Raw genomic sequence first — 25400 nt, forward strand, 5'->3', positions numbered from 1 at the left:
GTTCACAGCAGACCGATGCGGCGGCCCCGGCCGATGGCGTCCATCCGGGAGTTGACCCCGAGTTTGGCGTAGAGGCGGTGCAGGTGCGTCTTCACGGTATTGACCGACACCCCGAGATCGGCGGCGATCTGCTGGGCGGTGCGCCCGGAGGGCAGGTGGGTGAGGACGGTGATCTCGGCGGCGGTCAGCGGCGGCTCGGCCGCCGTGCGGCCGATCCCGGGGTGCCGACGGATGCGGTTCACGAAATCTTCTCTGCGCCCGAAGGTTCCGGCTCGGTCGTCCAACATCTCGATCACCCCGGGAACATCCAGGAAGGGCCGTACGAGCTGCTCCGGCGCGGCGAGTTCGACGGCGCTGCGCAGCCGGTCCCCGGCCGGGTGCGGAGCGCCGGTCAAGGCCGCGGTGACCGCGTCGAGCAACCACAGGGTCGTCCGCTCGGTGGTCGCGAGTTCCGCACTCCGCTCGTGCGCCGCCGCGAGCATCGGCAGCGTCGCGGCGGCTCCGCCCGCGACCAGTGCCAGCGCCGCCTGTGCGAGCGCCACCTCGGGTTCGTCGCCGCGGGTGGTGCGGGCATACTCCACCAGCAGTCGCGCGGTACGCGGCTCACGCACCGTCAACAGCGCCCACACCACCGGCAGCAACAGTCGCCGCCCCGGCACCGGCAGCGGACCGCCGCGCTCGAGCAGCGCGAGCATGGCGGAGCGGAGATCCTCGGCGGCGGTGTGCCGCTCGGGTCCCCGATGGAAGTCCAGCAGCCGCCCGACGACATGGGCCGACCACCCGGCCGCGGGCCGCGGGGTGCCGTCGGCGTCCTCCAGCGTTGCCAGCAGTGCCTCGGTCTGGTCGGTGGGCCCGGACTCGCCCTGGAGATACGCTCCGAAGGCGGCCATGCCGGTGGCGTGCAGGGCGTCGACGGACCGATCCAGGTCGTGCTCGGCCGCGACGGCGATGGCCTTGGCGGCGCGATCGCGCATGGTTCCCACCGCGTCGGCGCGGCCCGCCGCGACGGCCAGACCGGTCACCGCCCGCAGCGCCAGCCCGGGGCGGTTGGCGCGTGTCGCCAGGGTGAGCCCGTGCCGGAGGCGAGCTTCCCCGTCCTCGCGGTCCCCGTGCAGGACGCGCGCCGATGCCAGGTGCACGGTGAGATAGCAGTCGAGATCGAGATGGCCGGTGGTCGGCGCGGCGACCTGCCTGCCCACCGGGCGGTCGGTGCGCAGCGCCATATCGATATCGGCCGCGCGCGCCAGCGGGGCCAGCCACGGGGCGGGCGCCACCGACGTCGCGCCGTGCCGGTCGGGCGGCGATGCCGGCGGCGTGGTGTCGCCGCGACCCAGCGCGTCCACCGCGCGTAGCAGCGCGAGGTAGGGATCGCCGGACAGCTCCGGCCGCGCGCGGTCGAGGTGCGCGAACAGGGTGGGACCGTCGCCGTCCAGCACCATTGTCATGCCGTGCCGACGCAGGCAGTCGGCCAGGCGGTCGGTCGCGGTGGCATCGAGCAGGTGCGGCAGCGCCGGCAGCGGCAGGCCGGCGTCGTCGAACCACCGCGCGGCCCGCGAATCCAGCTCGGCGACGAGTTCCGCGCCGAGTCGCGGCAATTCGGCACGGAGCTGGGCGTGCAGCAGGGGGTGGTGCTCGAACCAGAGACCGTCGTCGCGGACGATTCGGGTGATCGGAATATTGCGACGTTCCAACTCCCGCAGCAGCAGCTGTGCCGAGGGTCCACCCAGCACCGCGGCCAGTTCGGTGGTGAACGCCGCGGGGGCGCCGGTGCACAACAGGAATCGGCGCAGTTCGGCGGGCAGCGGATCGAGCACCTCCCGGGTGAGGAAATCCGACAGCGCTCGCGGCGGATGCGTGCGCAGGTCCGCGACCGATCGCCCCGCGGGGTGATCGAGCGCGAGCCGCGCGGCGAGGATTCGCGTCGGTGCCGCCCAGCCGCCGGTCGACTCCCGCAGCGCCGCCAGCTCGCCGTCCTCGGGGTGGTAGCCGTGCTGGGCGCACAATGCCCGGGTCTGCGCCACGGTCAGCGCCAGTTCGGCGGCGCCGATCCGGGTGACACGTCCGCGCAGTTCCAAGGCGTGCCAAGGCAGCGCCGGGTCGATGCGGGCGCACAGCACGACCGTCATCGTGCCCGGCAGTCGGCGCAGTCGCGCTTCCAATGCGGCCAGTGCGGCAGGATCGGTGATTCGCTGGGCATCGTCCACGACCAGCAGGCTCGGCCCGCCGGAACCGCGCGGCGCGGCACAGGGATCCGCGGCGGGCTCGGTGACGTCCACCCAGGTGACGGTCGTACCGGCCGCTGGCGGCCGACGGCGAATCCAGTCCGCGACGGCGACGGACTTGCCGGTTCCGGCCGCCGCGCTGAGCAGCACCACCCGGCCCCCGGGCGCGGTGGCGGCATCGAGCCGGTCGTACAGGTCGGGCCGATCGATGGCGGGATAGGACAAGTCCGCGGTGATCCGGTCGCTGGTGATCGCGTCGCTCATCGGCGCCGCAGCCATACGGCCACCGGGGTGAAGGGCGCGAAACTGCGCAGGGTGCGGGCGATATCCGCCTCGGAGGCGAGCACTTCGAGAGCCGCGCCGGATCGCAACCACAGTCGCCACCCGTCCGCATGCTTTTCCCAGAGCGCACCGAAGCGGTCTCGGTACAGCCCGTCGGGAGCGTCGGACTCCTGGGGAGCGAACGCGCGGGCGATCACTATTCGATCGATGCGCCGGGCAATGGTTTCGGTGAGGTCGGACAGATAACCGAGCAGTGTGGCGGCGAAGCCGTTCTCACGCATGACAGACAGTTTCCGGCTCTCGGCTTCTCGGTGACTTTCTGTGTGGTTCTCTCTGAAAGATTCGGGCGGACAAGGGATTACTTCCACGGATGTGATTTCGAGAATTGCCCGCGACACGCCAACGGGACAGTACGACTTGGCAGTTCGGCAAATCGTTAATATTCAGCAAACGGCCGAGTTGCGGCCTCGAATGCGTGAGAATACTTGGCGGGCCGGAAAAGTGATGAACGATCGGCGGATACGAGTGCTGGGGCCGCTGCATGTCGCGATCGATGGCATGCCCGTCACCATTCGCGGTCGTCTTCCGCGTGCGCTGCTCGGACGGCTGGTGGTGGCGCACGGCAGGGCTCTGTCGGTGGACCGGCTCGTGGACGACATCTGGGAGGGGGCTCCGCCACCGAGTGCCGCCGCCGTGCTCCAAGTCCAGATCCACAAGCTGCGAACGGTTTTCGAACCGCGACGTCATCGGCGCGCGCCGGCCACCGTACTGGTGTCCGAGGGCGGCGGTTACGCGCTGCGACTCCCGGTCGAACAGGTCGACGCCTGGTACTTCGAGGCACTGCTGCGCGCCTACCAGGACCGGCTCCGGGAATCGGGGATCGGCGTCGCCCCGGCCGACCGGTGCCGACTGCTCGATACCGCGCTGGCCTGCTGGGACGGTGCGGCATTGGAATCGTTCCCGGATGCGGGATGGGCGATCGGCGAGGCCGACCGGCTCACCGACCTGCGCCTGTTGGCCGCCGAACTGCGCGCCCAGGCCGCGCTCGAGCTGGACCGGCCCACCGAGGTGGTCACCGGGCTGCGGCCGCTGCTGGACCAGCGACCCGGTCGGGAGGAGGGCGCGCGCCTGCTGGCCATCGCGCAGTACCGGCTCGGTCAGCAGGCGGAGGCGCTGGCCACATTGCGGCGCGCCGGTGAATATCTGGTGCGGGAGATCGGCGTATATCCGGGGCGGCGGCTGCGGGACCTGGAGTCGGCCATCCTCAACCAGGCCGATGCGCTCGAGTTCGGTCCGGTGATTCGTCCGATCGCGAAATCGGATGCCGCGGAGCCTGGTTCGGCGCTGGATCGAGGCGTCTCGGGCGGTGAGAACACCGGGTACCCGCGGCAGTACGCCGCCGTGCTCGCGGCCGCCGCCGAAGCCTGGGCGCGCGGAGCCCGCCCGGTGTGGCTGGCCGGTGCGGCGGGCATGGGCAAAACGTATCTGGCGGAGTCGGTCTCGGCCGAGCTGCGGCGGCGATCGTGGATCGTGGCGACCGGTCGCTGTGTGGACGGTGGGCCGCCCGCGCGGGCCTGGGCCGATATCGCCGCGAGCCTGGACGGCCCCGCCGGATTCGCCGAATCGCTCTCGTCGGCACGTTATTTCGAGGTCGCACGGGCGATCGCGCAGCGCTGCCGGACGGTCGCGGCCGCCCGGCCGGTCGCCCTGGTGCTCGAGGATCTGCACCACGCCGACCCGGTGACCCTGCACCTGCTGCGCCTGCTCACCGCGTGGCTGCGTCGCGCGCCCGTCCTGCTGGTCCTGACGCTGCGCCCGGCCGAGGCCGGTCCGGAACTGCGCGCCACCGTGACCGCGCTGGCCGACCGCACCGTGTCCTGGGAGGAACTGGGCGGGGTCGACGCGGATACCGTGGCGCGCATGGTGCGGGCGGCCGGCGGGACGGCCGTGGATCGCGCCACCATCGCCGCACTGCGCGAACGCACCGGCGGCAATCCGCTGTTCGTGCGCGAACTCGCCGGAATCGCGGCACAGCACGGCGACATTCGCGAATTGCCGCCGCGTGTCCGCGACATCGTGCGCGCCCGGATCGAGCGGCTGCCCGCCGAGGTGGTCCGGACGCTGCGTTATGCCGCCCAGCTCGGCGACGATGCCGACGTGGCCGGACTGCTGGCCTTGCTCGGCTGCTCGGAAACCGCGCTGCTGGACCGCATCACCGCCGCGCAGGCTGCCGGAGTCATCCGCTTCGACCCGGGCGGGCGAATCGGGTTCGAGCACTCCCTGATTCGGGAGGTCCTCGAGTACGGAATTTCGCAGGAGCGGCGGACCGCCGCGCGGGCAAGCCTTCCGCAACGCGGCTCCGGGGGGTAGCTCGAAGTGTTCTGCGTTGTACTGCCACGAAAATTTACCGGCCGACCGCCGCTATACCGTGAAAACTCTTAGTGGACAAGTAAATACGGGTGACTTATATCTAGGTACGACTGGCGATGGGTCGTGACGGAGGAGAACCATGGCAGCGAATTCGGGGTGCGTCGACAGAGCGGGGGAGGTGCAGCCGCCGACACTGGGAAACTTACTGCGGCGGTTGCGGGACAATCGTCGGGTCTCCCGCGAAAGGCTGGCATTCAATGCCGGGGTGAGCGCGAGCTACATCACCCATCTGGAGAACGGCAATCGCGAGCGCCCCACCCAGGAAGTGCTCCAGGCTTTGGTGCGCTGTCTGCACCAGATCGGCCCGCTCTCCGCCGTGGAGTATCGGTATCTGCTCGATCTCGCCGGATTCGACGTACGCGAGCGCGTTACCGCCGACGAGCTGCGCGGCGGGCTCAGCGACGACCTGCGCCAGGCACTCGTCCTGCACGAACCGAACCTCGCCGCCTACCTCGACATCGGATGGAATGTGCTCGCCTGCAACGGCAGTTTCGCGCGGGCCTTTCCCGGAATCACCGACGACGGCAATATGCTGCGCTGGCTGCTCGGTGACGAATCGGCGCGGCGGGTCCTGGTGGAATGGGAGCAGGAGACCCGCCTACTGGTGCGCTGGCTGCGCGGCCTCATCGCGGGGTCCGGGACCGGTGTCGCCGCGAGCGAGCTGCTCGCGGATCTGGGCCGCTACGAGTTCTTCCGGCGGATCTGGGACGAGGGCATTCCAGCCTACGGCCGGGACCGGCCGCTGCTGCACCTGCGTGACCCGGAGACCGAATGCCCTCGCACGGTGGCGGTGCAGATGTTCCGGGCCGACTTCCCGGACCGCTCCGAGAGCGTGCAGGTGTTCCTCGGGATCGCGACCGATCGGGATCAGTCGCCCGAGGACTGATCGCCGGCGAGATCGAAGCGTGCACGGCGCAGGTCCACGCGGTCGTCGAGGATCGGGCACCCCTCCGCGGCCAAGCGTCGGAGTTGCCGACCCGCCAGGTGCGGAGCCGGGCGGCCGTCGGCACGCAGCACCCGGTGCCAGGGCAGGTCGGCGGAATCGGTGCGCATGATCCAGCCGACGGTGCGCGGCGTGGACAAGCCCGCCGCCGCGGCGATATCGCCGTAGGTGGCCACCCGGCCGGGCGGAATCAGGGCCACCAGCTCGCGGACTCGTTCGATCTCGGCATCGGTCGTCGCCATCGCATGCGCCCCCGGTCGTGTCGGAATTCCTTCGTAGCTGCTGAGGTCCGCGCCCGCGCGGTCACGTGGTCGTCAGCGCGGTGCGGATGAGCGCCGCGGTCTCGGCGGGCCGGGCCAGGGAGATCATGTGGTCGCAGTCGAAGTCGTGCACCGTGAGCCGGTCGCCCAGATGCTCGGTGAGCGCGGCGCGGAACGCGGGCGGCACGAACGGGGGACGCACCTTCGCGGCCTGTACCAGGACGGTCGGCAGTCCTGCGGGCGGCAGCACGAAATCACGGGCGAGCTGCCCCCAGTACGACATGATGGCCGGAGCGAACAGCCGCCAGCCGACCCGGCCGCCGCCGGTGGGCACCAGGTGCTCGGCCAGTTCGGCGTCCAGCAACCGCGGTTCCACCTCGGCCCAGGCGGTCTCCAACTTGTCGAACCGCGCGGCCTCGACGCTCTCGTAGTCGGGATGCTCGAGCGTGCTGCGGGCGATGTCGCGCAGCAGTACCGGGTCGATGCCGATGGCCGGATCGAGCAGGACCAGCGCCCGCACCAGATCCGGGCGGGCGCGCGCCAGATGGATCGCCACCGCCCCGCCGAACGAATGCCCGACCGCCACCGCGGGTTTGCCGGTCTCGCCGGTCAGCACGGTGACGAGATCGGCGACGATGGTCTCGAAGTCCCACGGCGGCAGCGATGTCGATCGCCCGTGTCCCCGCAGATCCGGAGCCACCATCCGGACCTCCGGCAACTGCTCCTCGGCCAGCGCCCGCCAGCGGTTCCCGTGCCCGGTCAGGCCGTGCAGCGCCAACACGAGCGGCCCTGTCGAGGGCCCGAAACGATATACCTGGAGATCGGCCACCGCCCCATTCTGCCGGGCGGGTACGACAGGTGCCGGGTCGGCGGAGTGTGCGAGAACACTCGGCGAAGACCGGGCAAACAATGGTGTCGGGGGCGTCTGTTGAAATAGCCCGCGTGATGCGATCGGATAGCTCGGTGCGATTGGTACGCCGGGTGCAGACCGCGTCCCACTCCCCGGAGTGGGACGCCGATGTCCGGGAGCTGTTCGACGGCGTGGGGCCGGAGCCGGGGTGGCGGCCGTGGCAGGTGCTCGGCGGTCCCGGGACGGGCAAGACCGCGCTGCTGGTGGATCTGGCGGCGACCCGGATCAGCGCGGGCGAGGATCCGGAGTCGGTGCTGGTGCTCACCTACTCCAAACGGGCGGCCACCGCGGTGCGCAACGCGTTGACCCTCCGCATCGCCGCGCTGGCTCCGGAGCTGGGCGGGGTGCCGGGCGCGACCCGGGCGCCGCTGGTGCGCACCGTGCACTCCTACGCCTTCGGCATGCTGCGCACGCACGCGGCGGCGCACGGCAATCCGCCGCCGCGGCTGCTCACCGGATCCGAACAGGACATCGTGCTGCGCGAGCTGCTGCGCGGAGAACTCCTGGACGGCGCGAAGTACTGGCCCGAGCGACTGCACCCCGCCCTGCCCACCGGCGGCTTCGCCGAACAGTTGCGCGATCTCATGTTGCGCGCCACCGAACGCGGACTCGGACCCGAAGACCTGGTGGAACTGGGGCGCACCCAACAGCATCCGGAGTGGGTGGCCGCGGGCCGCTTCGCCGAACGGTACGAGCAGACCATGCTGCTGCGCTGGTCGGTCGGCATGGAGACCCCGGAGGCCAGCGCTCCCGCCCTGGACGCCGCCGAACTCGTGGGCGCGGCGCTGGACGCCCTGGTGCTGGACCCGGAGCTGCTCGCCGCCGAACGCGACCGCGTCCGGCACCTGCTGGTCGACGACGCCCAGCACCTGGATCCGCAAGCGGCCCAACTGGTTCGCGCCATCGGCAGCGGCCCCGCCACCACGGTGATCGCCGCCGACCCGGACCAGTCCGTCTTCACCTTCCGCGGCGCGGACGCCCGCTTCGCCGCCGACCCCGGCGCACCCGAGGACCGCCGCGTCATCCTCCGCGACAACCACCGCAGCGCCCCCGCCATCCAGGAGGCCCTGGCTCGCATCACCGCCCGCCTCCCCGGCACCGGCGTCCACCGCACCCCGCCGGTCGCCCTGCGCGTGGTCGCCGCCCCCGCCACCGAGCCCGACGCGGCCCGCGACTCCGCACCGGCCACCACACCGGCCGGCCCCGCGACCGACCGAGTCGCTGCGCCTGGTACCGACCGAGCCGCCGGGCCGGGTACCGGGTGGGTCGCCGGGCCGGGCCCGGTTGGGTCTGCCGGGTCGGCGGCCGCGACCGACTCCGAGACGAATACCTTGCCGTTCAATGGGATTCCCGCGGACCGGGATGTCGGCGCGCGAGACGACCGTGCTGCCGCGTCGGACGCGGCGGCGAGTGCGTACCCGGATACGGCCCGCACCGCGGATACGGGTGCCGGTCACCGTGCCGGACCCGGTGCGCGGGAGTCCGGCCGCAGTGGCGACATTCCGGCCCCCGAGGGTGAGGTGCGGGTCCACGTCCTCACCACTCCGGCCAAGGAGGCGGCTCTCATCGCCGACCACCTGCGCCGCGCGCACCTCACCCACGGCGTCCCGTGGTCCCGGATGGCCGTGATCGTCCGCTCCATCCCGCTGTCGCTGGCACCCCTGCGGCGTGCCCTGCTGGCGGCGGGCGTCCCCGTGCGCCAGCCCCCGCCGGAGGTCCCGCTCGCCCGCCGGCGCGGCGCGGCGTGGGCGCTGCTCACCCTGCGCGCCATCATGGCCAGCGACCCCAGCCGCCACCCCGGCCCCCGCCCCGACGCCTTCACCGCCGACGACGCCCTCGATCTGCTCGCGGGTCCGCTCGGCGGCGCCGACCAGATCAGCCTGCGCCGCCTGCGCCGCGGCATCCGCCGTTCGGTCCTGGAACTCGGCCACCCCACCCGCCGAGCCGAGCCGGATGCCGACGGGAACGCTTCCGCTCCGGACGATTCCGGTTTTTCTGGTGCACAGGGAAACGGCTCGGACAACACCGCATCGCGCGATGCGGAATCGGCGAGCGCCTCGACGACGAGGCGGGGCTCGGTGCCGCGTTCCGATGAGGTTGCGCCCTCGGGGCGCGCGGCTGCGCTTGCCCACCCTGCGCCCCTGGCGCAGACTGCCCAAGCGCAGGTAGGTGACAGCTCGCTACCGAGCGATAGCGTGCGGGACGCGCAGGGCGGCACATCGGAAGGTGCGGTGTCGAAGAGTCCCCTGTCGGAGAGCCTCGTGTGGGCGAACGAGGTGCGGCCAGGCGCCGGGGCGGCAGTATCCGGCGGCCGGGAAGATGTCAGCGTCGGGCAGGCCACCGGGCTGGACGGTGCGCAGGAGGCGGAGCGGTTCGCCGATCTCGATCGATCCTCGGCGGAGATTCTGCGGGATCTCATTATCGGCGTGGGGGATCGGGCGATTCTGGGGCGGCTCACCGACGTCGAGTCCGCGCCGCTGCGGCGGGTGCTGAAGGCCGTGGGCCGGGGACGCGCGGCGCGGCGGCGCGGGGAGGGGCTGGAGGAGACGCTGTGGGCGGTGTGGACGGCATCGAGTCTGGAGCGGCGGTGGGTGGGGCAGTCCGAGCGCGGGGGAGCGGTCGGGATGCAGGCGGACCGGGATCTGGACGCGGTGGTCGGGCTGTTCGAGGCGGCCGGGGCGTATGTGGACCGGTTGCCGCACGCCACCGTCGAGGGCTTCGTGGAATACCTGGAACAGCAGGAGATTCCGCAGGACGGCGCACCGCACACCGATCCGGGCGAGGCCGTCACCATCGTCAGCGCGCACGGCGCGGCGGGACGCGAATGGGATACCGTCGCGGTCGCCGGTGTGCAGGAGGGCATCTGGCCCAACCTGCGCCCGCGCGGCACCCTGCTCGGCGTCGAGGAGCTGGTGGATGTCATTGCCGGAGTTGGGGATACCGGCGAACGTCTCAGCCGCGCCGCGCCCCTGCTGGCCGAGGAGCGGCGGCTGCTGCTGGTCGCCTGCGGCCGGGCCCGCCGTTCCCTGCTGGTGACCGCCGTCGAATCCGTCACCGGCGACCAGGATCTCACCCCGTCGCGCTTCCTCGCCGAACTCGACGCCGATACCGACCACGGTGCGCCGGGCCGCATCCCCGCCCCGGTCGATCCGGGTCGCGCCCTCGCCATGCACGCCCTCATCGCCGAATTACGCGGCGCCGTCTGCGATCCCGATTCCGATCCGGATCGCGCCGACCGCGCCGCCCGCCAACTGGCCCGCCTCGCCGCCGCCGGCGTGCGCGGCGCACACCCCGACGAGTGGTACGGCACCGCCGACCTCAGCTCCGGGCATCCGCTGTGGGAGATCGAGGACGGCGCCGTCGGTCTTTCCCCGTCCACCGTCGACCAGCTGAAAACCTGCCCGCTGCGCTGGGCGCTGGAACGCCACGGCGGCCAGGACGGCGACAATGTGCACGCTCTCAAGGGCAATCTGGTGCACACCCTGGTGCAGGCCCTGGCCGGACAGGTCGACGAGGCGCAGGTGAAGGCGGCACTGGCCAAGGCGTGGAAGAAGGTCGACCCCAGCTCCCGGGAGGGCGAGAACTGGCATTCCCGCCAGGAACTGCGCCGCACCGAGACCATGGTCGACACCTTCCTGGCCTGGCTGCGCAATACCCGCGACGAACTCACCGCGCTGGGCGTCGAGGTGCCGATCGACCTCACCCTGCCCGCGCGCGGCCCCGACGAACTGCCGGTGCGCATCAAGGGCCGCGTCGACCGCGTGGAACGAGACGCCCTGGGCCGCTTCGTGATCGTCGATGTCAAGACCGGCAAGACGCCCATCTCCAAACAGGCCGCCGAGGACCACGCCCAGCTGGCGACCTATCAGGTCGCCGCCGCCGAGGGCGCGCTCGGTGACGGCGAACCCGGTGGCGCCCGCCTGGTCTACGTGGCCAAGCCGTCCAGTAGGGAGGGTGCCACCCAGCGTGCGCAGCCGCCCCTGGACGAGGCGGGAATCGACCGGTGGCGCGGCGTGATCCACGACGCGGCCGCCGCCACCCGCGGCCCCAGCTACCTCGCCATGCGCAATGACGGCTGCCGCCACTGCAAGGTCTCCGGCAGCTGCCCGGTGCAGGACACCGGTCGGCAGGTGACCGACGAGTGATCACCCCCCGGGAACTGGCCGACGCGCTGGGCCTGCCCCCGCCCACCGACGAGCAGGCCGCCGTGATCGCCGCCCCGCCCGGTCCGACCCTGGTCGTGGCGGGGGCGGGCGCGGGCAAGACCGAAACCATGGCCGCCCGTGTGGTGTGGATGGTCGCCAACGGCCTGGTCGAACCCGAACAGGTGCTGGGCCTCACCTTCACCCGAAAAGCCGCCCAGCAGTTGACCACCCGCATCCGCACCCGCCTGGCCCGGCTCGCCGGAGCCCCGCTGGTGCGCGATATCGACCCCACCGGGCACCTGCGCGCCCTGCTCACCGGCTCCGAACCGGAGATCAGCACCTATCACTCCTACGCGGGCCGGCTGCTCACCGAACACGGCCTGCTGCTGCCGGTGGAACCCAACGCCACCCTGCTCAGCGAGACCCAGCTCTGGCAGCTGGCCTATCGGCTCGTCTCCACCTGGGACGGCGACCTCGACATCGACCGCACCCCGGTCTCGGTCACCGAGGCCGTGCTGGCGCTGTCCGGGCAGCTGGCCGAGCACCTGGTGCGGCCGGACCAATTGCGGGACGCCCACCGGGAATTGGACCGCCTCATCCACACCCTGCCCGCGGGCCCCAAGCAGCGCGGCGGACCCAAGAAGGCTTTGCTCGACCTGCTCGCCGTGCAGGAGGAGCGAATCTCGCTGCTGCCCCTGGTGGAACGGCTCGCCGAGGAGCTGCGCCGCCGCGGCGCACTGGATTTCGGCGCGCAGATGTCCCTGGCCGCCCGGCTGGCCGCCGAACATCCGGAGGTCTCGGTCGCCGAACGTGAGCGCTTCCGCTTGGTGCTGCTCGACGAATACCAGGACACCGGCCACTCCCAGCGCATCCTGCTGGCCGCCCTCTTCGGCGGCATCGGACCCGATCACGACGACGACCCGGCCGAGCGCGGACGGCTCGCGGTGACCGCGGTGGGCGATCCCATGCAGTCGATCTACGGATGGCGCGGCGCGTCGGCGGCCAACCTGCCCCGCTTCGCCACCGACTTCCCCTGTGCGCCGGGCATTCCCGCGCCGGTGCTGCCGCTGCTCACCAGTTGGCGCAACCCGCCGGAGGCGCTGGAACTGGCCAATCTGGTGGCCGATCCGCTGCGGCGGCGGGCGGCGGAGGGCGGGGGCGTCACCGTGGACGCCCTGCGCCCGCGGCCCGACGCCACCCACGGCGTGCTCGCCTTCGCCCTCACCGAGACGGTCGCGGACGAACGGGAGTGGGTGGCCGAACGCATCGCGGCCGAATGGGAGGCCGCCGCCGACCTGGGTGCGCAGCCGCCCACCTCGGCGGTGCTGGTGCGCCGCAACGCCGATGCGGCCCCGCTCGCGGAGGCCCTGCGGGAGCGGGGATTACCGGTGGAGATCGTCGGGCTGGGCGGGCTGCTGCATACGCCCGAGGTGGCCGACGTCGTGGCCACGCTGCGGTTGATCGCCGACCCGTCGGCGGGCAGCGCGGCCATCCGCATCCTCACCGGCGCGCGCTGGCGCATCGGCGTCGCGGATATCGCTGCCCTGTCCCGGCGCGCCCGAGAGCTGTCCATTCGACAGCCTGCCGGACAGCAGGCCGCCATCACCGACACCGGGACACTGGACGACGCACTGCGCGAGGTCGCGCCGGAGCCCTCCGAACAGGCGGGCCTGGCCGACGCCATTGCCGATCCCGGTGCGGCGGAACAGTATTCGCCGCAGGGTTGCGCGCGGATCAAAGCCCTGGGCGCGGAACTCACCGCCCTGCGCGAGCGGAGCGGACAGCCGCTGCCGGAACTGGTCGCGGATGTGGAGCGCACCATCGGGGTGGGCGTGGAGACCCAGGCCCGGCGCGCCGCCGCCGGGGCGGGCGCGGGCCGAGAGCATCTGGACGCCTTCGCCGAGGTGGTCTCCGGCTACGCCGCCGACCATCGCGCCTCGCTGACCGGGCTGCTCGCCTTCCTCGCCGCCGCCGAGGAGGTCGAGAACGGTTTGGAGCCGGGCGAAGTCGAGGTCGCCCGGGACCGGGTGCAGGTGCTCACGGTGCACGCCGCCAAGGGCCTGGAATGGGAGGTGGTGGCGGTCCCGCACGTGGTGGACGGCACCTTCCCGTCCGGCACCGGCACCACCACCTGGATGGGCGCGCTCGCGGAACTCCCCACCACGCTGCGCGGGGACCGCCAGCGCGACGACGCCGGTGAGGGTGTCCCGGTGCTCGACCTCACCGATATCCACGATCGCGCCGATCTGGAACGCGCCCTGGATGCCCACAAGAAGGCACTGGCCGCCCGCCGACTCGACGAGGAGCGCCGCCTCTTCTACGTGGCCCTCACCAGAACCGAACGCGCCCTGTTCGTTTCGGCGCACCACTGGGCCGAGACCGGCTCCAAGCCCAAGGGTCCCTCCGACTTCCTGCTCGACCTGGCGCGCGCGGCGGAACAGCCCGGCACGCTGGCCCGCGCCGTGCGCATCGACCGCTGGGACGATCCACCTCCCCCCGACACCCCCAACCCGTTCACCGACAACCCGCCCACCGCCACCTGGCCCCGCGACCCCCTCGGCAAGCGCCGCGCCGATATCGAACACGCCGCCGCCCTGGTCCGCGCGGCCCTCGCCGACTTGCGCGAGGAGCAGCGCCGCGCGGCCCGGGGCATCCAAGCCGAACTGGACCTCGGCCTCGACCTCCGTTCCGGCGCAACCGCTGCTGCCGAGCCGACGACGGTCCCGTTCGCCGACCTATCCGACGACATCGAAACCGTTGCGGGCGAATCGGACTCCGACGACCCCGACCCCGAGGGCTGGGCGGCCGATGTCGACGCGCTGCTCGCCGAGCACGCCGCCGCCGCGCAGGCCACGCGGGAGGTCGAGCTGCCGGGTCAGCTGCCCGCCACCGCCCTGGTCGACCTGCAGGCCGATCCGGCGAAACTGGCTGCCCGGCTGCGGCGTCCGCTGCCGTATCCGCCCAGTCCGTACGCTCGTCGCGGCACCGCCTTCCACGCCTGGCTGCAACGCTGGTTCGGGGCGTCGCGCCTGCTCGGCGTCGACGAACTCCCCGGCGCGTCCGACACCGGCGACACCGACGCCGACCTGGTGCGCCTCCAGGAGGCGTTCCTCGCCTCGCCGTGGGCCGACCGCAATCCCGTCGAGGTCGAGGTGTCCTTCGAAACGACACTGGCGGGCACCGTCCTTCGCGGTCGCATGGACGCCGTGTTCCGGGAACCGGACGGTCGCTGGGTGGTGGTCGACTGGAAGACCGGCGCGGAACCGAAGCCCGCCGAGGAGGCCGCCGTCGCCGTGCAGTTGGCCGTCTACCGTGTGGCCTGGGCACGGCTGCTCGCCCAGCGCACCGGCGCCACCGAGGCCGAGATGCTGGACCGGATCGGAGCGGCCTTCCACTACGTGCGCACCGGCCGCACCATCGCCCCCGAACATCTGCCCGGCCCAGGCGAATTGGCCGGACTCATCGGCGCCGCCGCACCGCTCGACCCCGAGCCCGACACACCGGAGGACACGGAACGATCTCCGGACGCGCCCCGTCCGGACATCACATCCCGCCGATCGGACCGGTAGTCTGCCGTCCTGTGCCGCAGCTAGACGCTTTCGGATGGGCCGGTGGTTTCCATGTTCGGTGACTCCTCGCCCGGCCTGGGCAGACTCACCGAGCGCCCCGACTTCGCCCTGGTGGGCGTCCTGCGCATCCCGGAGGCGCAGACCAGTCCCTGGCGGCTGCTGTGGCGGCGGATCGGTATGGCCGTGCTGCTGCTGGCCATCGCCACCACCGTCGTCTACGTCGGGCGCGACGGCTACAACGACAACACCGACGGTGAGCTGTCCCTCATGGACGCGCTGTACTACTCGACGGTGTCGCTGTCCACCACCGGGTACGGCGATATCGCGCCCGTCACCGACAAGGCCCGGCTGGTCAATATCCTGGTCATCACCCCGCTGCGGGTGCTGTTCCTGATCGTCCTGGTCGGCACCACCCTGTCCGTGCTGACCGAACGGTCCCGGCAGGCTTTCAAGATTCAGCGATGGAGGCACACCGTGCGCAATCACACCGTGGTCGTCGGCTACGGCACCAAGGGCCGCACCGCGGTCGACGCCATGCTCGGTGACGGCGTGCAGCCCGCCGAGATCGTCGTCGTCGACACCGACGCCGACATGTTGGAGCGCGCGGCCAACGCGGGCCTGGTGACGGTGCACGGTTCGGCCACCCAGTCCGATGTGCTGCGGCTGGCCGGTGTGCAGAACGCGGCCTCGATCGTGATCGCCGCCAACCGCGACGACACCTCCGTCCTGGTCACCCTGACCGCCCGCGAACTCAACCCCAAGGCCAAGATCGTGGCCTCCATCCGCGAGGCCGAGAACACCCACCTGTTGCGCCAGTCCGGCGCGGATTCGGTGGTGGTGTCCTCGGAGACCGCGGGTCGCCTGCTCGGTATCGCCACCACCACTCCCAGCGTCGTCGACATGATCGAGGACCTGCTCACCCCCGAGGCCGGTTTCGCCATCGCCGAACGCGACGTGGAACCCGAGGAGGTGGGCGGCTCCCCCCGCCACCTCCGCGATATCGTCCTCGGCGTGGTCCGCGAAGGCCAGCTCATCCGCGTCGGCGAACCCGAGGTCGACGCCCTCGAAACCGCCGACAAACTCCTCTACCTCCGCCGCGCTTGAGTGACACAGGCCCGCGGCCTTCGGGCGCGAGAGCCGCGGCGGCTGGTTTGAGAATGAGAACAGCTCCACGATCGCCCCTTGCGGTGTGCTTGCGCTCGGGCACATTCTCGGTTGGGTCGGCGGGCGCACTGGATATCCGGCCGGTCAACTCGCCGCGAATCCGCCCGGAGCGAAGCGAAGGGCAAAATAGACGCTGTGTCCGTATTTGATCTCAATGCCGTGCCCGTGCTCTCGCGTTCCGCGCTCGATCGGGCGGAGCATCTCCGCGCCGATGAGCAGGCCCTGAAGGAGGGGTGGGGGCGGGCGAAGCTGGTGCGCATGAACCGGCGCGGCCAGGTGCGCGTCGAGGGCAATGCGGTGGTGCTGGAGGAGGCGGTGACGCTCTCGGCCGAGCCGTCGCCGCATGCGGTGTTCCTGGGTGTGGACGGCGAGTTCCACCTGTGGGCGGTGCGCGACAATGAGATCGAGGGTGAGCTGACCGATCTGCGTGCGGTGGGGGCGACGCTGGATCTCGACGATTTCGGCGCGGGCCTGCTCTCCACTGCCATCGCCCTGCTGAACTGGCACGACAAGGCCCGCTACAGCGCGCACGACGGTACGCCCACGCGCGCGTCGAACGCCGGGTGGTCGCGCACCAGCGATTCCGGCCATCAGGAGTTCCCCCGCATCGACCCGGCCGTCATCTGCCTCGTGCACGACGGTGGCGACCGGGTGCTGCTGGGCCGCCAGCACACCTGGCCGGAGGGATTGTTCTCGCTGCTGGCCGGTTTCGTGGAGGCCGGGGAATCCCTGGAGCGGTGCGTGGAGCGCGAGATCAAGGAGGAGGTGGGCGTCGATGTGCGCGAGGTCCGCTACCTGGGCTCGCAGCCGTGGCCGTTTCCGCGCTCGCTCATGCTGGGTTTCGCCGCGCAGGCCGATCCCGACCAGCCGCTGCATTTCTCCGACGGCGAGATCGCCGAGGCGCACTGGTTCACCCGCGCCGAGGTGCGCGAGGCGCTGGCGGCCGGTGCGTGGGGCAGTGGCGGCGGCGATGCGCGGTTGCTGCTGCCGGGATCGATTTCCATCGCGCGCACGATTGTCGAATCCTGGGCTGCCGCAGGCTGATTCCCACTATTCGGAACTTGTTGGACAAATAGGACTAATCCCCGTCAAGATCACTGGAACGGCTTTCACGTCGGAAGCCGTTTTCTGATGGGGAGATTTTTCGATGGGTTTTCTGAGTAAGGCCGCCATGAGTCTGGTTGTCTCGGCGGCCGCACTCACGTCCGTCGGCATGGGCACCGCTGCGGCGGAGCCCGGCCCGGACGGATACTGGGGTGCCATCGCCGTCGGCGCGTTCAGCGACTTCACCTCCTACGGTTCGGCCTGGAACTATCCGGACCGGGCGTCGGCCGAGCAGGCCGCGCTCGCCGAATGCGGCTACCGGGGTTGTGAGGTGCTGGCCAGCTGGGCCAATGGCTGCGGTGCGGTCGCCATGAGCGAGGACACGATGCGCTTCCACGGGGGGACCGGGGTGACCCGTCCCGAGGCGGAGCGGGCGGCGCTCGACAAGCTGGCGGCCGTCAAGCCGCCGCTGCCGTTCCCGTTCACCGGCAGTTCCAGCCCGGAACGCGGTGTGATCAAGGAATCGGTCTGCACCGACTGACCCGGTAGCGCGAAGCCGCACATCCCGTTCGGGATGTGCGGCTTTTTCGTGGACCGTCCGCGCCGAACCCGGTGCGCGTCGGATCAGCTGATCGCGGCGAGGGCCTGCTTCACGGCGGCCAGGCTGGGATTGGTGGCGGTGGACCCGTCCCGATATTTCACGGTCGGCACCACGTGGTTGCCGTTGTTCACGCTGCCGACGAATTCGGCCGCCGCGGGATTCTCCTCGATATCGATCACCTCGTACGTGATCCCCGCCTCGTCGAGTTGCTTCCGGAGTCGGCGGCAGTAGCCGCACCAGGTCGTCGAGTACATGGTCAGGTCCGTTGCAGTCACGGGTCGTGCAACGCGCCGGGTACGGAGCCTGTTCCCGGAGCGCCGCGGTGCGACGGGTCCGCGCGGTGTCGGAGGCGGCTGCCATGATGGAGCGCGTGCCGGCCACCACCACCCAGTCCAGCGATCACCTGCTCGACGACCTCGATCCGGAGCAGGCGGCGGCCGCCCGTGCCCCGCGCGGTCCGGTCTGCGTGCTAGCGGGGGCCGGGACCGGCAAGACCCGCACCATCACCCACCGCATCGCCCACCTGGTGGCGGCCGGCCACGTGCGCGCCGATCAGGTGCTGGCGGTGACCTTCACCGCGCGGGCCGCGGGGGAGCTGCGCGGGCGGCTGCGGACGCTCGGACTCGGCGGTGACGCCACCCAGGTGCAGGCCCGCACCTTCCACGCCGCGGCGCTGCGGCAGTTGCGCTATTTCTGGCCGCAGGTCATCGGCGATGTGCCCTGGAAGCTGATCGACAGGAAATTCCCCATCGTGGCCCAGGCCGCCCAGCGCGGCGGACTGCCCGCCGACACCGACAGCGTGCGCGACCTGCTCGGCGAAATCGAATGGGCCAAGGGCACGCTCGTGGCCCCCGAGGACTATGCCGCCACGGTGGCCCGCCGCCACCGGGAGACCCCGTACGACGCGGCCAAGGTCGCGGCCGTCTACGCGGCCTACGAACAGCTCAAGATCACCCCGGACGGCATGCTGCTGGACTTCGACGATCTGCTGCTGCACACCGCCGCCGCCATCGAGGATTTTCCGGCGGTGGCCGAGGAGTTCCGGGGCCGCTACCGCTGTTTCGTGGTGGACGAGTACCAGGACGTCACGCCGCTGCAACAGCGGGTGCTCGACGCCTGGCTCGGCGAGCGCGACGATCTCACCGTGGTCGGCGACGCCAACCAGACCATCTACTCCTTCACCGGGGCCAGCCCGACCTATCTACTCGACTTCTCCCGCCGCTTCCCGGAGGCGACGGTGGTGCGGCTGGAGCGCGACTACCGCTCCACCCCACAGGTGGTCTCGCTGGCCAATCGCGTCATCGGCGCGGCGCGCGGCCGCATCGCGGGCACCCGCCTGCAACTCGTCGGCCAGCGCGCCGACGGCCCGGAGCCGGGCTTCGCCGAGTACGACGACGAGCCCGCCGAGGCGGCGGCCGTGGCCCGCGCCATCGCGAAACTGCTCGGCACGGGCGTGCCCGCCGCCGAGATCGCGGTGCTCTACCGCATCAACGCCCAGTCCGAGGTCTACGAACAGGCGCTCACCGAGGCGGGCATCCCGTATCAGGTGCGCGGCGGCGAGGGCTTCTTCCTGCGGCCGGAGGTGCGCCAAGCCGTCAGCACACTGCGTCAGACCGCCGGTCGCGACGACCTGCCCGATGCGCGCGGCGCGGACCTGGTCACCCTGGTGCGGGCCGCGCTGGCCCGGCTCGGGCTCACCACCGAGGAGCCCACCGGCGCGCAAGCCCGCGAACGCTGGTCCTCGCTGGTGGCCCTGGTGCAGCTCACCGAGGAGTTGACCGCCCACGACCCGGACCTGGACCTGCCCGGCCTGCTCCGCGAACTCGCCGCCCGTTCGGAGGCCCGGCATCCGCCGACGGTCCAGGGTGTCACCCTGGCCTCGCTGCACGCCGCCAAGGGACTGGAGTGGGACGCCGTCTTCCTGGTCGGTCTCGCCGACGGCACGCTGCCCATCGCGCACGTGCTCGGTCCGGACAACACCGTCGCCGACGAGGCGGCCCTGGAGGAGGAGCGGCGGCTGCTCTATGTGGGCGTCACCCGGGCCCGCGAGCATCTGCGGCTGTCCTGGGCGCTGGCTCGCACCGAGGGGGGACGCAGGGTGCGCCGCCGCTCCCGCTTCCTCGCCGGTCTGGTCCCCGACGACTCCCCGGCCTCGCGCATCGCCCAGCACACCACCGATCGCCGCGGTCCCAAGCGCGTTCATCCCACCTGCCGGATCTGCGGGCGACCACTGCTCAACACCACCGCGACCATGCTCGGCCGCTGTTCCCGCTGTCCGGCCGATCTGGATCCCGCACTGCTGGAAGCTCTGAAGGAATGGCGCAAGGAGAAGGCCGATGAGCTGTCGCTGCCGCATTTCGTGGTTTTCAGCGATACGACCCTGACCGCCATCGCGGAACAGCAGCCGACCGACGACCGCGCTCTGGTCGCCATTCCGGGTATCGGGGCGAAGAAGCTGCAGGCCTACGGCGCGGAGGTGATCGCCATCGTGCGGTCGCGGCTGCGCGCCTCCTCGTAGTTCCCGCGGCGGTGCCCCCAGCTTCGGGGGCTTGCCTCGCAAGAGGTGCGACAGGGCACAAAAACGCAGGTCAAAAATAGGTTGTGCACTGATGTATCGCCCGCTTAGGGTGGTTGTCATGCACCCGGGGTGTCACCCCGCGTGCATGAACACTTTCGATCGCAACGAGTTCAGGAGGGAGGCAGACCAATGACCACGAACGCAATGTCGACGACTTTGTCGATGCAAGCGATTGCGCCGTCCGTCGTGTCGGCCTCCCGGGGGATCCTCGCGCAGGGGATTCGTCTGTCCAGCGTGCGCGGCAGTGGCATCGGCGTCTCCGAATTCCGCAAGGTTTTCGAAACCGGACGTTATGCGCCGTCGCACATCGTCATGCAGGACAAGCCCAAGGGTGACTGGCAGCCGACCGCTGATCAGCCGATCGCTGATTTCGCCGTCTTCGGCGCCACCGCAGAGGCCGGACTCCGTCCGGTGCATCTGCCGGCGGCAGCCCGCACCCGCAATGCCCACCCAGCGACCGTGATCAGGCGTCGACACCGAAGTCGACCCAGGTAGGGAACACTCCCTGACCTCCGGCCACGGATCGCCCAGAAGCGAAACCGTGGCCACAGATTCAACGGCCCTTCAGCCACAGGCACCGGTTTCGCGGAAGACAACGCAACGACCGCTGCACGAGCTGAAGGAGAAGACGTGTCCACCACGGTCATCCGTGAACGCGCGACATGCCGAAACGTCACCCCGACCACCCGCACCCGCCGGGGAGTCGCTCTCAACATCCCTTGCCGGGTCGGCAACCCCGACCTCTGGTTCGCGGAGAGCCCCGCTCAGCTGGAAGAGGCCAAGGCGCTGTGCGCCTCCTGCCCGATCCGTCAGGGCTGCCTGACCGCCGCCCTGGATCGCGGTGAGCCGTGGGGCGTGTGGGGCGGTGAGATCTTCGACCAGGGTGTCGTGATCGCCCGCAAGCGGCCGCGTGGCCGCCCGCGCAAGGTCGCGGTGGCGTGAACGGCTCAGGCCCGGAGGCGGCAGCTTGCGTAACCACGCAGGGCCGTCGTTCACGCCGAGTCGAATGGGGCGTGATGCCCCTCCGCGACGGGGGAACGGAACACATACGACCCGCTCACTTCGCAGTGAGCGGGTCGTTGTACGTTCGGGGTCCGGTCGCGGCCGCGATGGCTGTATCGCTGTGGGGGAAAGTCTTTTTCAGCTCGCCCGACGGTTCTCGGCGTACCCCGGCACCCAGTCGTGCATGAGTTTCATGAACGGCACCTCGGCGTCGAGCTGGGCGCAGATGCCCACCGAGCCGCCCAGCACCCGGAAGATCATCACGTGCTCCGCCGGAAGCTGTAGGGCACGAGCGGTTTTCATCTCCGCACTGGTGATGTCGGTGGCCTTGCCCGCCACCCGCTGCATCCACCGCCGGGTGAAATGGAAGGTCTCGGTCTGGATGGGATCGGTGAACGGCCGCAGATAGTCCTGAATCTCCTGATGGCTCAGGCGCTTTCCGGGAATCACCCAACCGTGGGCGTGCAGCAGTTCGGTGAGTTCGTCGAAACGCTCCTCCACGGCCAATGCCACCATTTGGCCCAGAATCGGCGGGAAGCCCTGTGGCAGTGGCGCGCACGCGCCGTAGTCGATGACCGCGAGCCGACCGTCGGCGAGCATCATGAAATTGCCCGGATGCGGGTCGGCGTGCAGCAGCCCGGCGATCGCCGGGGAGGAGAAGTGGAATTCGGCCATCAGCCCGGCCACCCGATTGCGCAGTTCCAGGGTGCCCGCCGGATCCTGCTCGCCCTGCTTGATGATGGTCGAGACCGGGGTGGCGTCGTCGAGCCATTCGGTGACCACCACCTTGGGCGCGCTGGCCACCACCTTGGGCACCAGGAAGCGCGGATGCCCGTCGAAAGCCTTGGCGAACTGCCGCTGATTGCCCGCCTCGATGCGGTAGTCGAGCTCCTCTTCGGTGCGCTCGCTGATCTCGGCCAGAATCGGCTTCACATCCGCGCCCGGAATGAGCGAGCCGATCATGCCAGCCATGCGGTTGAGCGTCTTGAGATCCGCGCGCAGCGCCTCGTCCGCACCCGGATACTGCACCTTCACCGCGACGATGCGGCCGTCGGACCATTCGGCCTTGTGCACCTGACCGATACTGGCCGAGGCGGTGGGCTCGTCGTCGAAATGCTTGAACCGCTGCCGCCAGGCGGTGCCGAGCTGCTGGTCCAGCTGTTTGTGCACGGCGGCGGCGGGCATGGGCGGCGCGGCGGCCTGCAACTTGGTGAGGGCCTCGCGATAGTGCTCGCCGAACTCCTCCGGTACGGCGGCCTCCATGACGCTCAACGCCTGGCCGAACTTCATCGCCCCGCCCTTGAGCTCACCGAGCACCGCGAACAGCTGTTCGGCGGCTCGCTGGTTCAGCTCGGCGTTGATCTCCTTCTTGTCGCCCCCGGCGAGTTTGCGACCGAACCCTACGGCCGCCCGGCCCGCGATACCGAGTGGAATCTTGGCCAACTTGGCATTGCGGGAGGAGCGGCGGCTCACAATCTCAGACACGTCCCCATCATTGCCGACGTACCAGCCGATGTGCCATGGGAATTGGCTGATCTTCATCGACTCCATAGATAGTGTCCTCCATCACACTTCGGCCTGAACTGGGCTTTTCCGGCAATGGCAGGACGGGTGGGGCGGCCAGGTGCGGCGGTCGAGCCGTCGGGAATCCAGATTCAGCTCCAGGGTGGCGTTCAGTACGGTGGGCGGACGGTCGGGCTCGCCCGCCGCGACGGCCTCGATCTCGGCCAGCGCCAGGCCCGCGGTGGCCGCGATACCGGCCGCGCTGGCCTGGCCGACCCGTCCCAGCAGCTGCGCCGCCAGGTGCGGCCACTCCGGTTCGCGGTCGGCTCGATACCGGTCCGCGCACGACAGGCAACTGGTGACACCGGGCAGCACCAGTGGGCCGATGATGCCGCGACCGTCCCGAACGCAGACCTGTACATGTGGAATACGCAGCCGCACCAGCCTTTCCACCAGATCCGGAGCGGGCACCAGGGTGTCGGCCAGCACCACCAGTTGCGGTCGCCATGCGGTGGGCGGTGACTGCCCACGGGAGTGACTGGGACGCATGCCCATCCGCCGCAAGCCGAGCAGCAGGGCGTCGGACAGCGGGCCACGCCCGTGCAGATGCACCCCGCCCAGGAGCCGGATGCCCCCGACCCGCTCGGTACCGGCGCCGGCGAGCAGCCCGGCCGTCCGCATCTCCGCCAGCACCCCGCGCACGGTATCCGCCTCGATGCCGAGTTCGCGTGCGCGCCAGAGAATGCGCGGATAGCTGCACAGTCCGTCCAGCAGTCGCAGGAAGGCCAGCACCCGCTGGGTGTCGACCCCGGGTAGCCGCAGGATCAGCGCCCGACCCGGATCCCACCCCACCTGAACCCCGCCGTCGCGCCGCACCAGCACCGGATAGCGCGGGTGCAGCATCGGCCCCTGAACGCGCATGCTCATGCCCCGAAGTATGCGCGCCCCGGCCCCGACGCCAGCCAGCGAAAACACCTGCTGATCAGGCACTCGAACGGCTATCCACAGACCGATAGCCCGCCCGGGACATTGTGCACAACACCCCCGGATTCCACCTACTCGCGCGCCGCACGGCGACGGCCGCCACGCCCAACGCGCGGTACCTCGCTCCCGCGGAGACCTACCCGCCCGCCGCTCGCCGTCCGCCGCGCGCCTGTCACTTTCGCCGTCCACCGAAACACGAACGGCCGGAGCGCTGTCCGCTCCGGCCGTAGTCGCTGTGCTGTCAGGCGTCGCCGTTGTCAGGCGTCGTCGTCGCCCTTGCGCATGTCGATGTCCCCGGCGTCGCGGTCGTTCCCGCCGTCGCCCCGCTTCTCGTCGCGCTCTTGTTTCTCCCGGGCCTCGGTCTCGGCCAGCTGTGCCAGCGGATCGTCGAAGGCCGCGGTGCCGCCGCCGATCACCGAGTCGATGAATCCGGCGGGGGAGTCCAGGTCCGAGGAGTGCGGTAGCAGGTCGGGATGCGCCCAGACCCCATCGCGCTTCTCGATGCCCGCGTCGGTGGTCAGTCGCCGCCACAGCGCGGCCGCCTCGCGCACCTTGCGCGGCCGCAGCTCCAGCCCGACCAGGGTCGCGAAGGTCTGTTCGGCCGGACCGCCGGTGGCGCGGCGGCGGCGCAGCGTCTCCGCGAGCGCGCCCGCGCCCGGGAGCCGGTCGCCGACGGCATCGGTCACCACGACCTCGACCCAGCCCTCGATCAGCGCCAGCAGCGTCTCCAACCGCTCCAGCGCCGCCTTCTGTTCGGGCGTGGTCTGCGGTTCGAAGGTGCCCTGCGACAGCAGTTCCTCCAGTTTCGACGGATCCGCCAGCGACATCGGGTCGATGCTCTGCGCGGCCTGCTCGATGGCCGAGAAGTCCATGCGGATGCCGCGGGCGTAATCCTCCACCGCGCCCAGCACCTGCTGGCGCAGCCACGGGACATGCGCGAACAGGCGCTGATGGGCGACCTCGCGCGCGGCCAGATAGACCAGGGTCTCGCTCTCCGGCCGCTCCAGGCCCGCGCTGAACTCCGAGACGGCGGCGGGCAGCAGCGCGGCGGTGCCGTCCGGGCCGAGCGGCAGGCCGATATCGGTGGAGGTCAGCACCTCCTTGGCCAGCTGGCCCAGCGCCTGGCCCAGTTGCGAGCCGAACGCCAGCCCGCCCATCTGGCTCAGCATGCCCATCATCGGCCCGGCGAACTGCTTGGCCTCCTCGGGCAGTGTGGAGGTCCACATGCCCGAGATCTGCTCGGCCACCGGATCGCACAGCCGCTTCCAGGTGGGCAGCGTCTCCTCGAGCCAGTCGTTGGCGGTCCACGCGACGGCCTTGGTCGCGCCCGCGGGCAGCGTGGTGGCGGCATCCAGCCACAGTTCGGCCAGGTGCGCGGCATCGGTGACGGCGCGGCGGGTGCCCTCGGTCACCGGGCTGACGCCCGCGCCCAGCTGCTGGCGGGCCAGCCGCTTGGCGACGTCGTAGTTCACCGGACCCGATTGCGCGCCCGGCTGACCCATCCCGCTGAACATCGCGCCCAACTGACTGAGCATCTGCCCGAGTTGCGACGGGTCGAAGCCGCCCGCACCGCCCGGTCCGCCGATCATGAAACCGAACGGATCGTTCGGTCCGGACCCCGACTCGTCGCCCGGCTTCTTGCGCTCCGGATCGTCGTCGCGGTTCGAGAATCCGAACGGATAGTCACTCATACCCACTACGGTACTGGAGCCCGGCGGAGGTCGATCCGCGCAGCGGTGCGTCGCGATCGTGCCCATCACCAG

Annotated in this window: 18 protein-coding genes; 10 read left to right on the top strand and 8 right to left on the bottom strand. The window is 71.0% G+C overall.

From position 1 onward, the window contains the following. Window positions 1-2 precede the first annotated feature (2 nt). Complete coding sequence (locus QJS31_RS04020; protein WP_306355940.1) at window positions 3-2486, bottom strand: LuxR C-terminal-related transcriptional regulator; 2484 nt, start codon at window positions 2484-2486, stop codon at window positions 3-5. Then, window positions 2483-2785, bottom strand: a complete 303-nt coding sequence (locus QJS31_RS04025) for a hypothetical protein (RefSeq protein WP_282785508.1) — start codon at window positions 2783-2785, stop codon at window positions 2483-2485. The genes QJS31_RS04020 and QJS31_RS04025 overlap by 4 nt, the downstream gene beginning before the upstream one ends. A 223-nt stretch (window positions 2786-3008) precedes the next feature. On the opposite strand from QJS31_RS04025, the gene QJS31_RS04030 reads away from it, so the two are divergent. Both QJS31_RS04030 and QJS31_RS04035 read left to right on the top strand, forming a co-directional pair. Further along, entirely contained in the window at window positions 3009-4874 is a 1866-nt protein-coding gene (locus tag QJS31_RS04030) for a BTAD domain-containing putative transcriptional regulator (RefSeq protein WP_282785509.1), read from the top strand. Window positions 4875-5013: 139 nt separating this feature from the next. Continuing rightward, window positions 5014-5820, top strand: coding sequence for a helix-turn-helix domain-containing protein (locus QJS31_RS04035; protein ID WP_282785510.1), 807 nt, complete (start codon window positions 5014-5016; stop codon window positions 5818-5820). Here the strand turns inward: QJS31_RS04035 and QJS31_RS04040 are convergent. Further along, window positions 5802-6119 (bottom strand): MGMT family protein, encoded by a 318-nt coding sequence (locus QJS31_RS04040; RefSeq protein ID WP_282785511.1) that lies wholly within the window; start codon window positions 6117-6119, stop codon window positions 5802-5804. The genes QJS31_RS04035 and QJS31_RS04040 overlap by 19 nt on opposite strands. A gap of 61 nt (window positions 6120-6180) precedes the next feature. Further along, on the bottom strand, window positions 6181-6966 hold the full coding sequence (locus tag QJS31_RS04045; RefSeq protein ID WP_282785512.1) for an alpha/beta fold hydrolase: 786 nt from the start codon (window positions 6964-6966) through the stop codon (window positions 6181-6183). Between the two features lie 116 nt (window positions 6967-7082). On the opposite strand from QJS31_RS04045, the gene QJS31_RS04050 reads away from it, so the two are divergent. From QJS31_RS04050 to QJS31_RS04070, 5 genes are all read left to right on the top strand, one after another. Then, window positions 7083-11192: a PD-(D/E)XK nuclease family protein gene (locus tag QJS31_RS04050; protein ID WP_306356118.1), complete on the top strand. Its 4110-nt coding sequence runs from the start codon at window positions 7083-7085 to the stop codon at window positions 11190-11192. Further along, window positions 11192-14761 carry an ATP-dependent DNA helicase gene (locus tag QJS31_RS04055; protein WP_306356119.1) on the top strand — a complete coding sequence of 1190 codons (3570 nt, stop codon included), beginning with the start codon at window positions 11192-11194 and terminating at the stop codon, window positions 14759-14761. The genes QJS31_RS04050 and QJS31_RS04055 overlap by 1 nt, the downstream gene beginning before the upstream one ends. A gap of 51 nt (window positions 14762-14812) precedes the next feature. Further along, complete coding sequence (locus tag QJS31_RS04060) at window positions 14813-15865, top strand: TrkA family potassium uptake protein (protein ID WP_282784214.1); 1053 nt, start codon at window positions 14813-14815, stop codon at window positions 15863-15865. 195 nt (window positions 15866-16060) lie between these two features. Further along, complete coding sequence (gene nudC / locus QJS31_RS04065) at window positions 16061-16969, top strand: NAD(+) diphosphatase (RefSeq protein ID WP_282784205.1); 909 nt, start codon at window positions 16061-16063, stop codon at window positions 16967-16969. A gap of 103 nt (window positions 16970-17072) precedes the next feature. Continuing rightward, window positions 17073-17510, top strand: a complete 438-nt coding sequence (locus QJS31_RS04070; RefSeq protein WP_282784207.1) for a DUF4189 domain-containing protein — start codon at window positions 17073-17075, stop codon at window positions 17508-17510. 83 nt (window positions 17511-17593) lie between these two features. On the opposite strand, the gene QJS31_RS04075 is transcribed toward QJS31_RS04070, so the two are convergent. Next, a complete protein-coding gene (locus QJS31_RS04075; RefSeq protein WP_029931673.1) occupies window positions 17594-17824 on the bottom strand; it encodes a mycoredoxin in 231 nt (76 codons plus the stop codon). 104 nt (window positions 17825-17928) lie between these two features. On the opposite strand from QJS31_RS04075, the gene QJS31_RS04080 reads away from it, so the two are divergent. From QJS31_RS04080 to QJS31_RS04090, 3 genes are all read left to right on the top strand, one after another. After that, on the top strand, window positions 17929-20088 hold the full coding sequence (locus QJS31_RS04080; protein ID WP_306355941.1) for an ATP-dependent DNA helicase UvrD2: 2160 nt from the start codon (window positions 17929-17931) through the stop codon (window positions 20086-20088). A gap of 189 nt (window positions 20089-20277) precedes the next feature. Beyond that, window positions 20278-20643 carry a hypothetical protein gene (locus QJS31_RS04085; protein ID WP_029931675.1) on the top strand — a complete coding sequence of 122 codons (366 nt, stop codon included), beginning with the start codon at window positions 20278-20280 and terminating at the stop codon, window positions 20641-20643. Between the two features lie 135 nt (window positions 20644-20778). Next, window positions 20779-21090 (top strand): WhiB family transcriptional regulator, encoded by a 312-nt coding sequence (locus QJS31_RS04090; protein ID WP_081592652.1) that lies wholly within the window; start codon window positions 20779-20781, stop codon window positions 21088-21090. A 198-nt stretch (window positions 21091-21288) separates the two neighbouring features. Here the strand turns inward: QJS31_RS04090 and QJS31_RS04095 are convergent, their stop codons facing one another. The 3 genes from QJS31_RS04095 to QJS31_RS04105 form a co-directional block, all read right to left on the bottom strand. Beyond that, entirely contained in the window at window positions 21289-22692 is a 1404-nt protein-coding gene (locus QJS31_RS04095; protein ID WP_052373675.1) for an AarF/ABC1/UbiB kinase family protein, read from the bottom strand. A gap of 24 nt (window positions 22693-22716) precedes the next feature. Then, window positions 22717-23580, bottom strand: coding sequence for a hypothetical protein (locus QJS31_RS04100; protein WP_282785038.1), 864 nt, complete (start codon window positions 23578-23580; stop codon window positions 22717-22719). Between the two features lie 314 nt (window positions 23581-23894). Next, entirely contained in the window at window positions 23895-25328 is a 1434-nt protein-coding gene (locus QJS31_RS04105; RefSeq protein ID WP_282785037.1) for a zinc-dependent metalloprotease, read from the bottom strand. Window positions 25329-25400: the final 72 nt, after the last annotated feature.

The organism is Nocardia sp. CC213A, assembly GCF_030766805.1.
GTDB classification, from domain to species: domain Bacteria; phylum Actinomycetota; class Actinomycetes; order Mycobacteriales; family Mycobacteriaceae; genus Nocardia; species Nocardia otitidiscaviarum.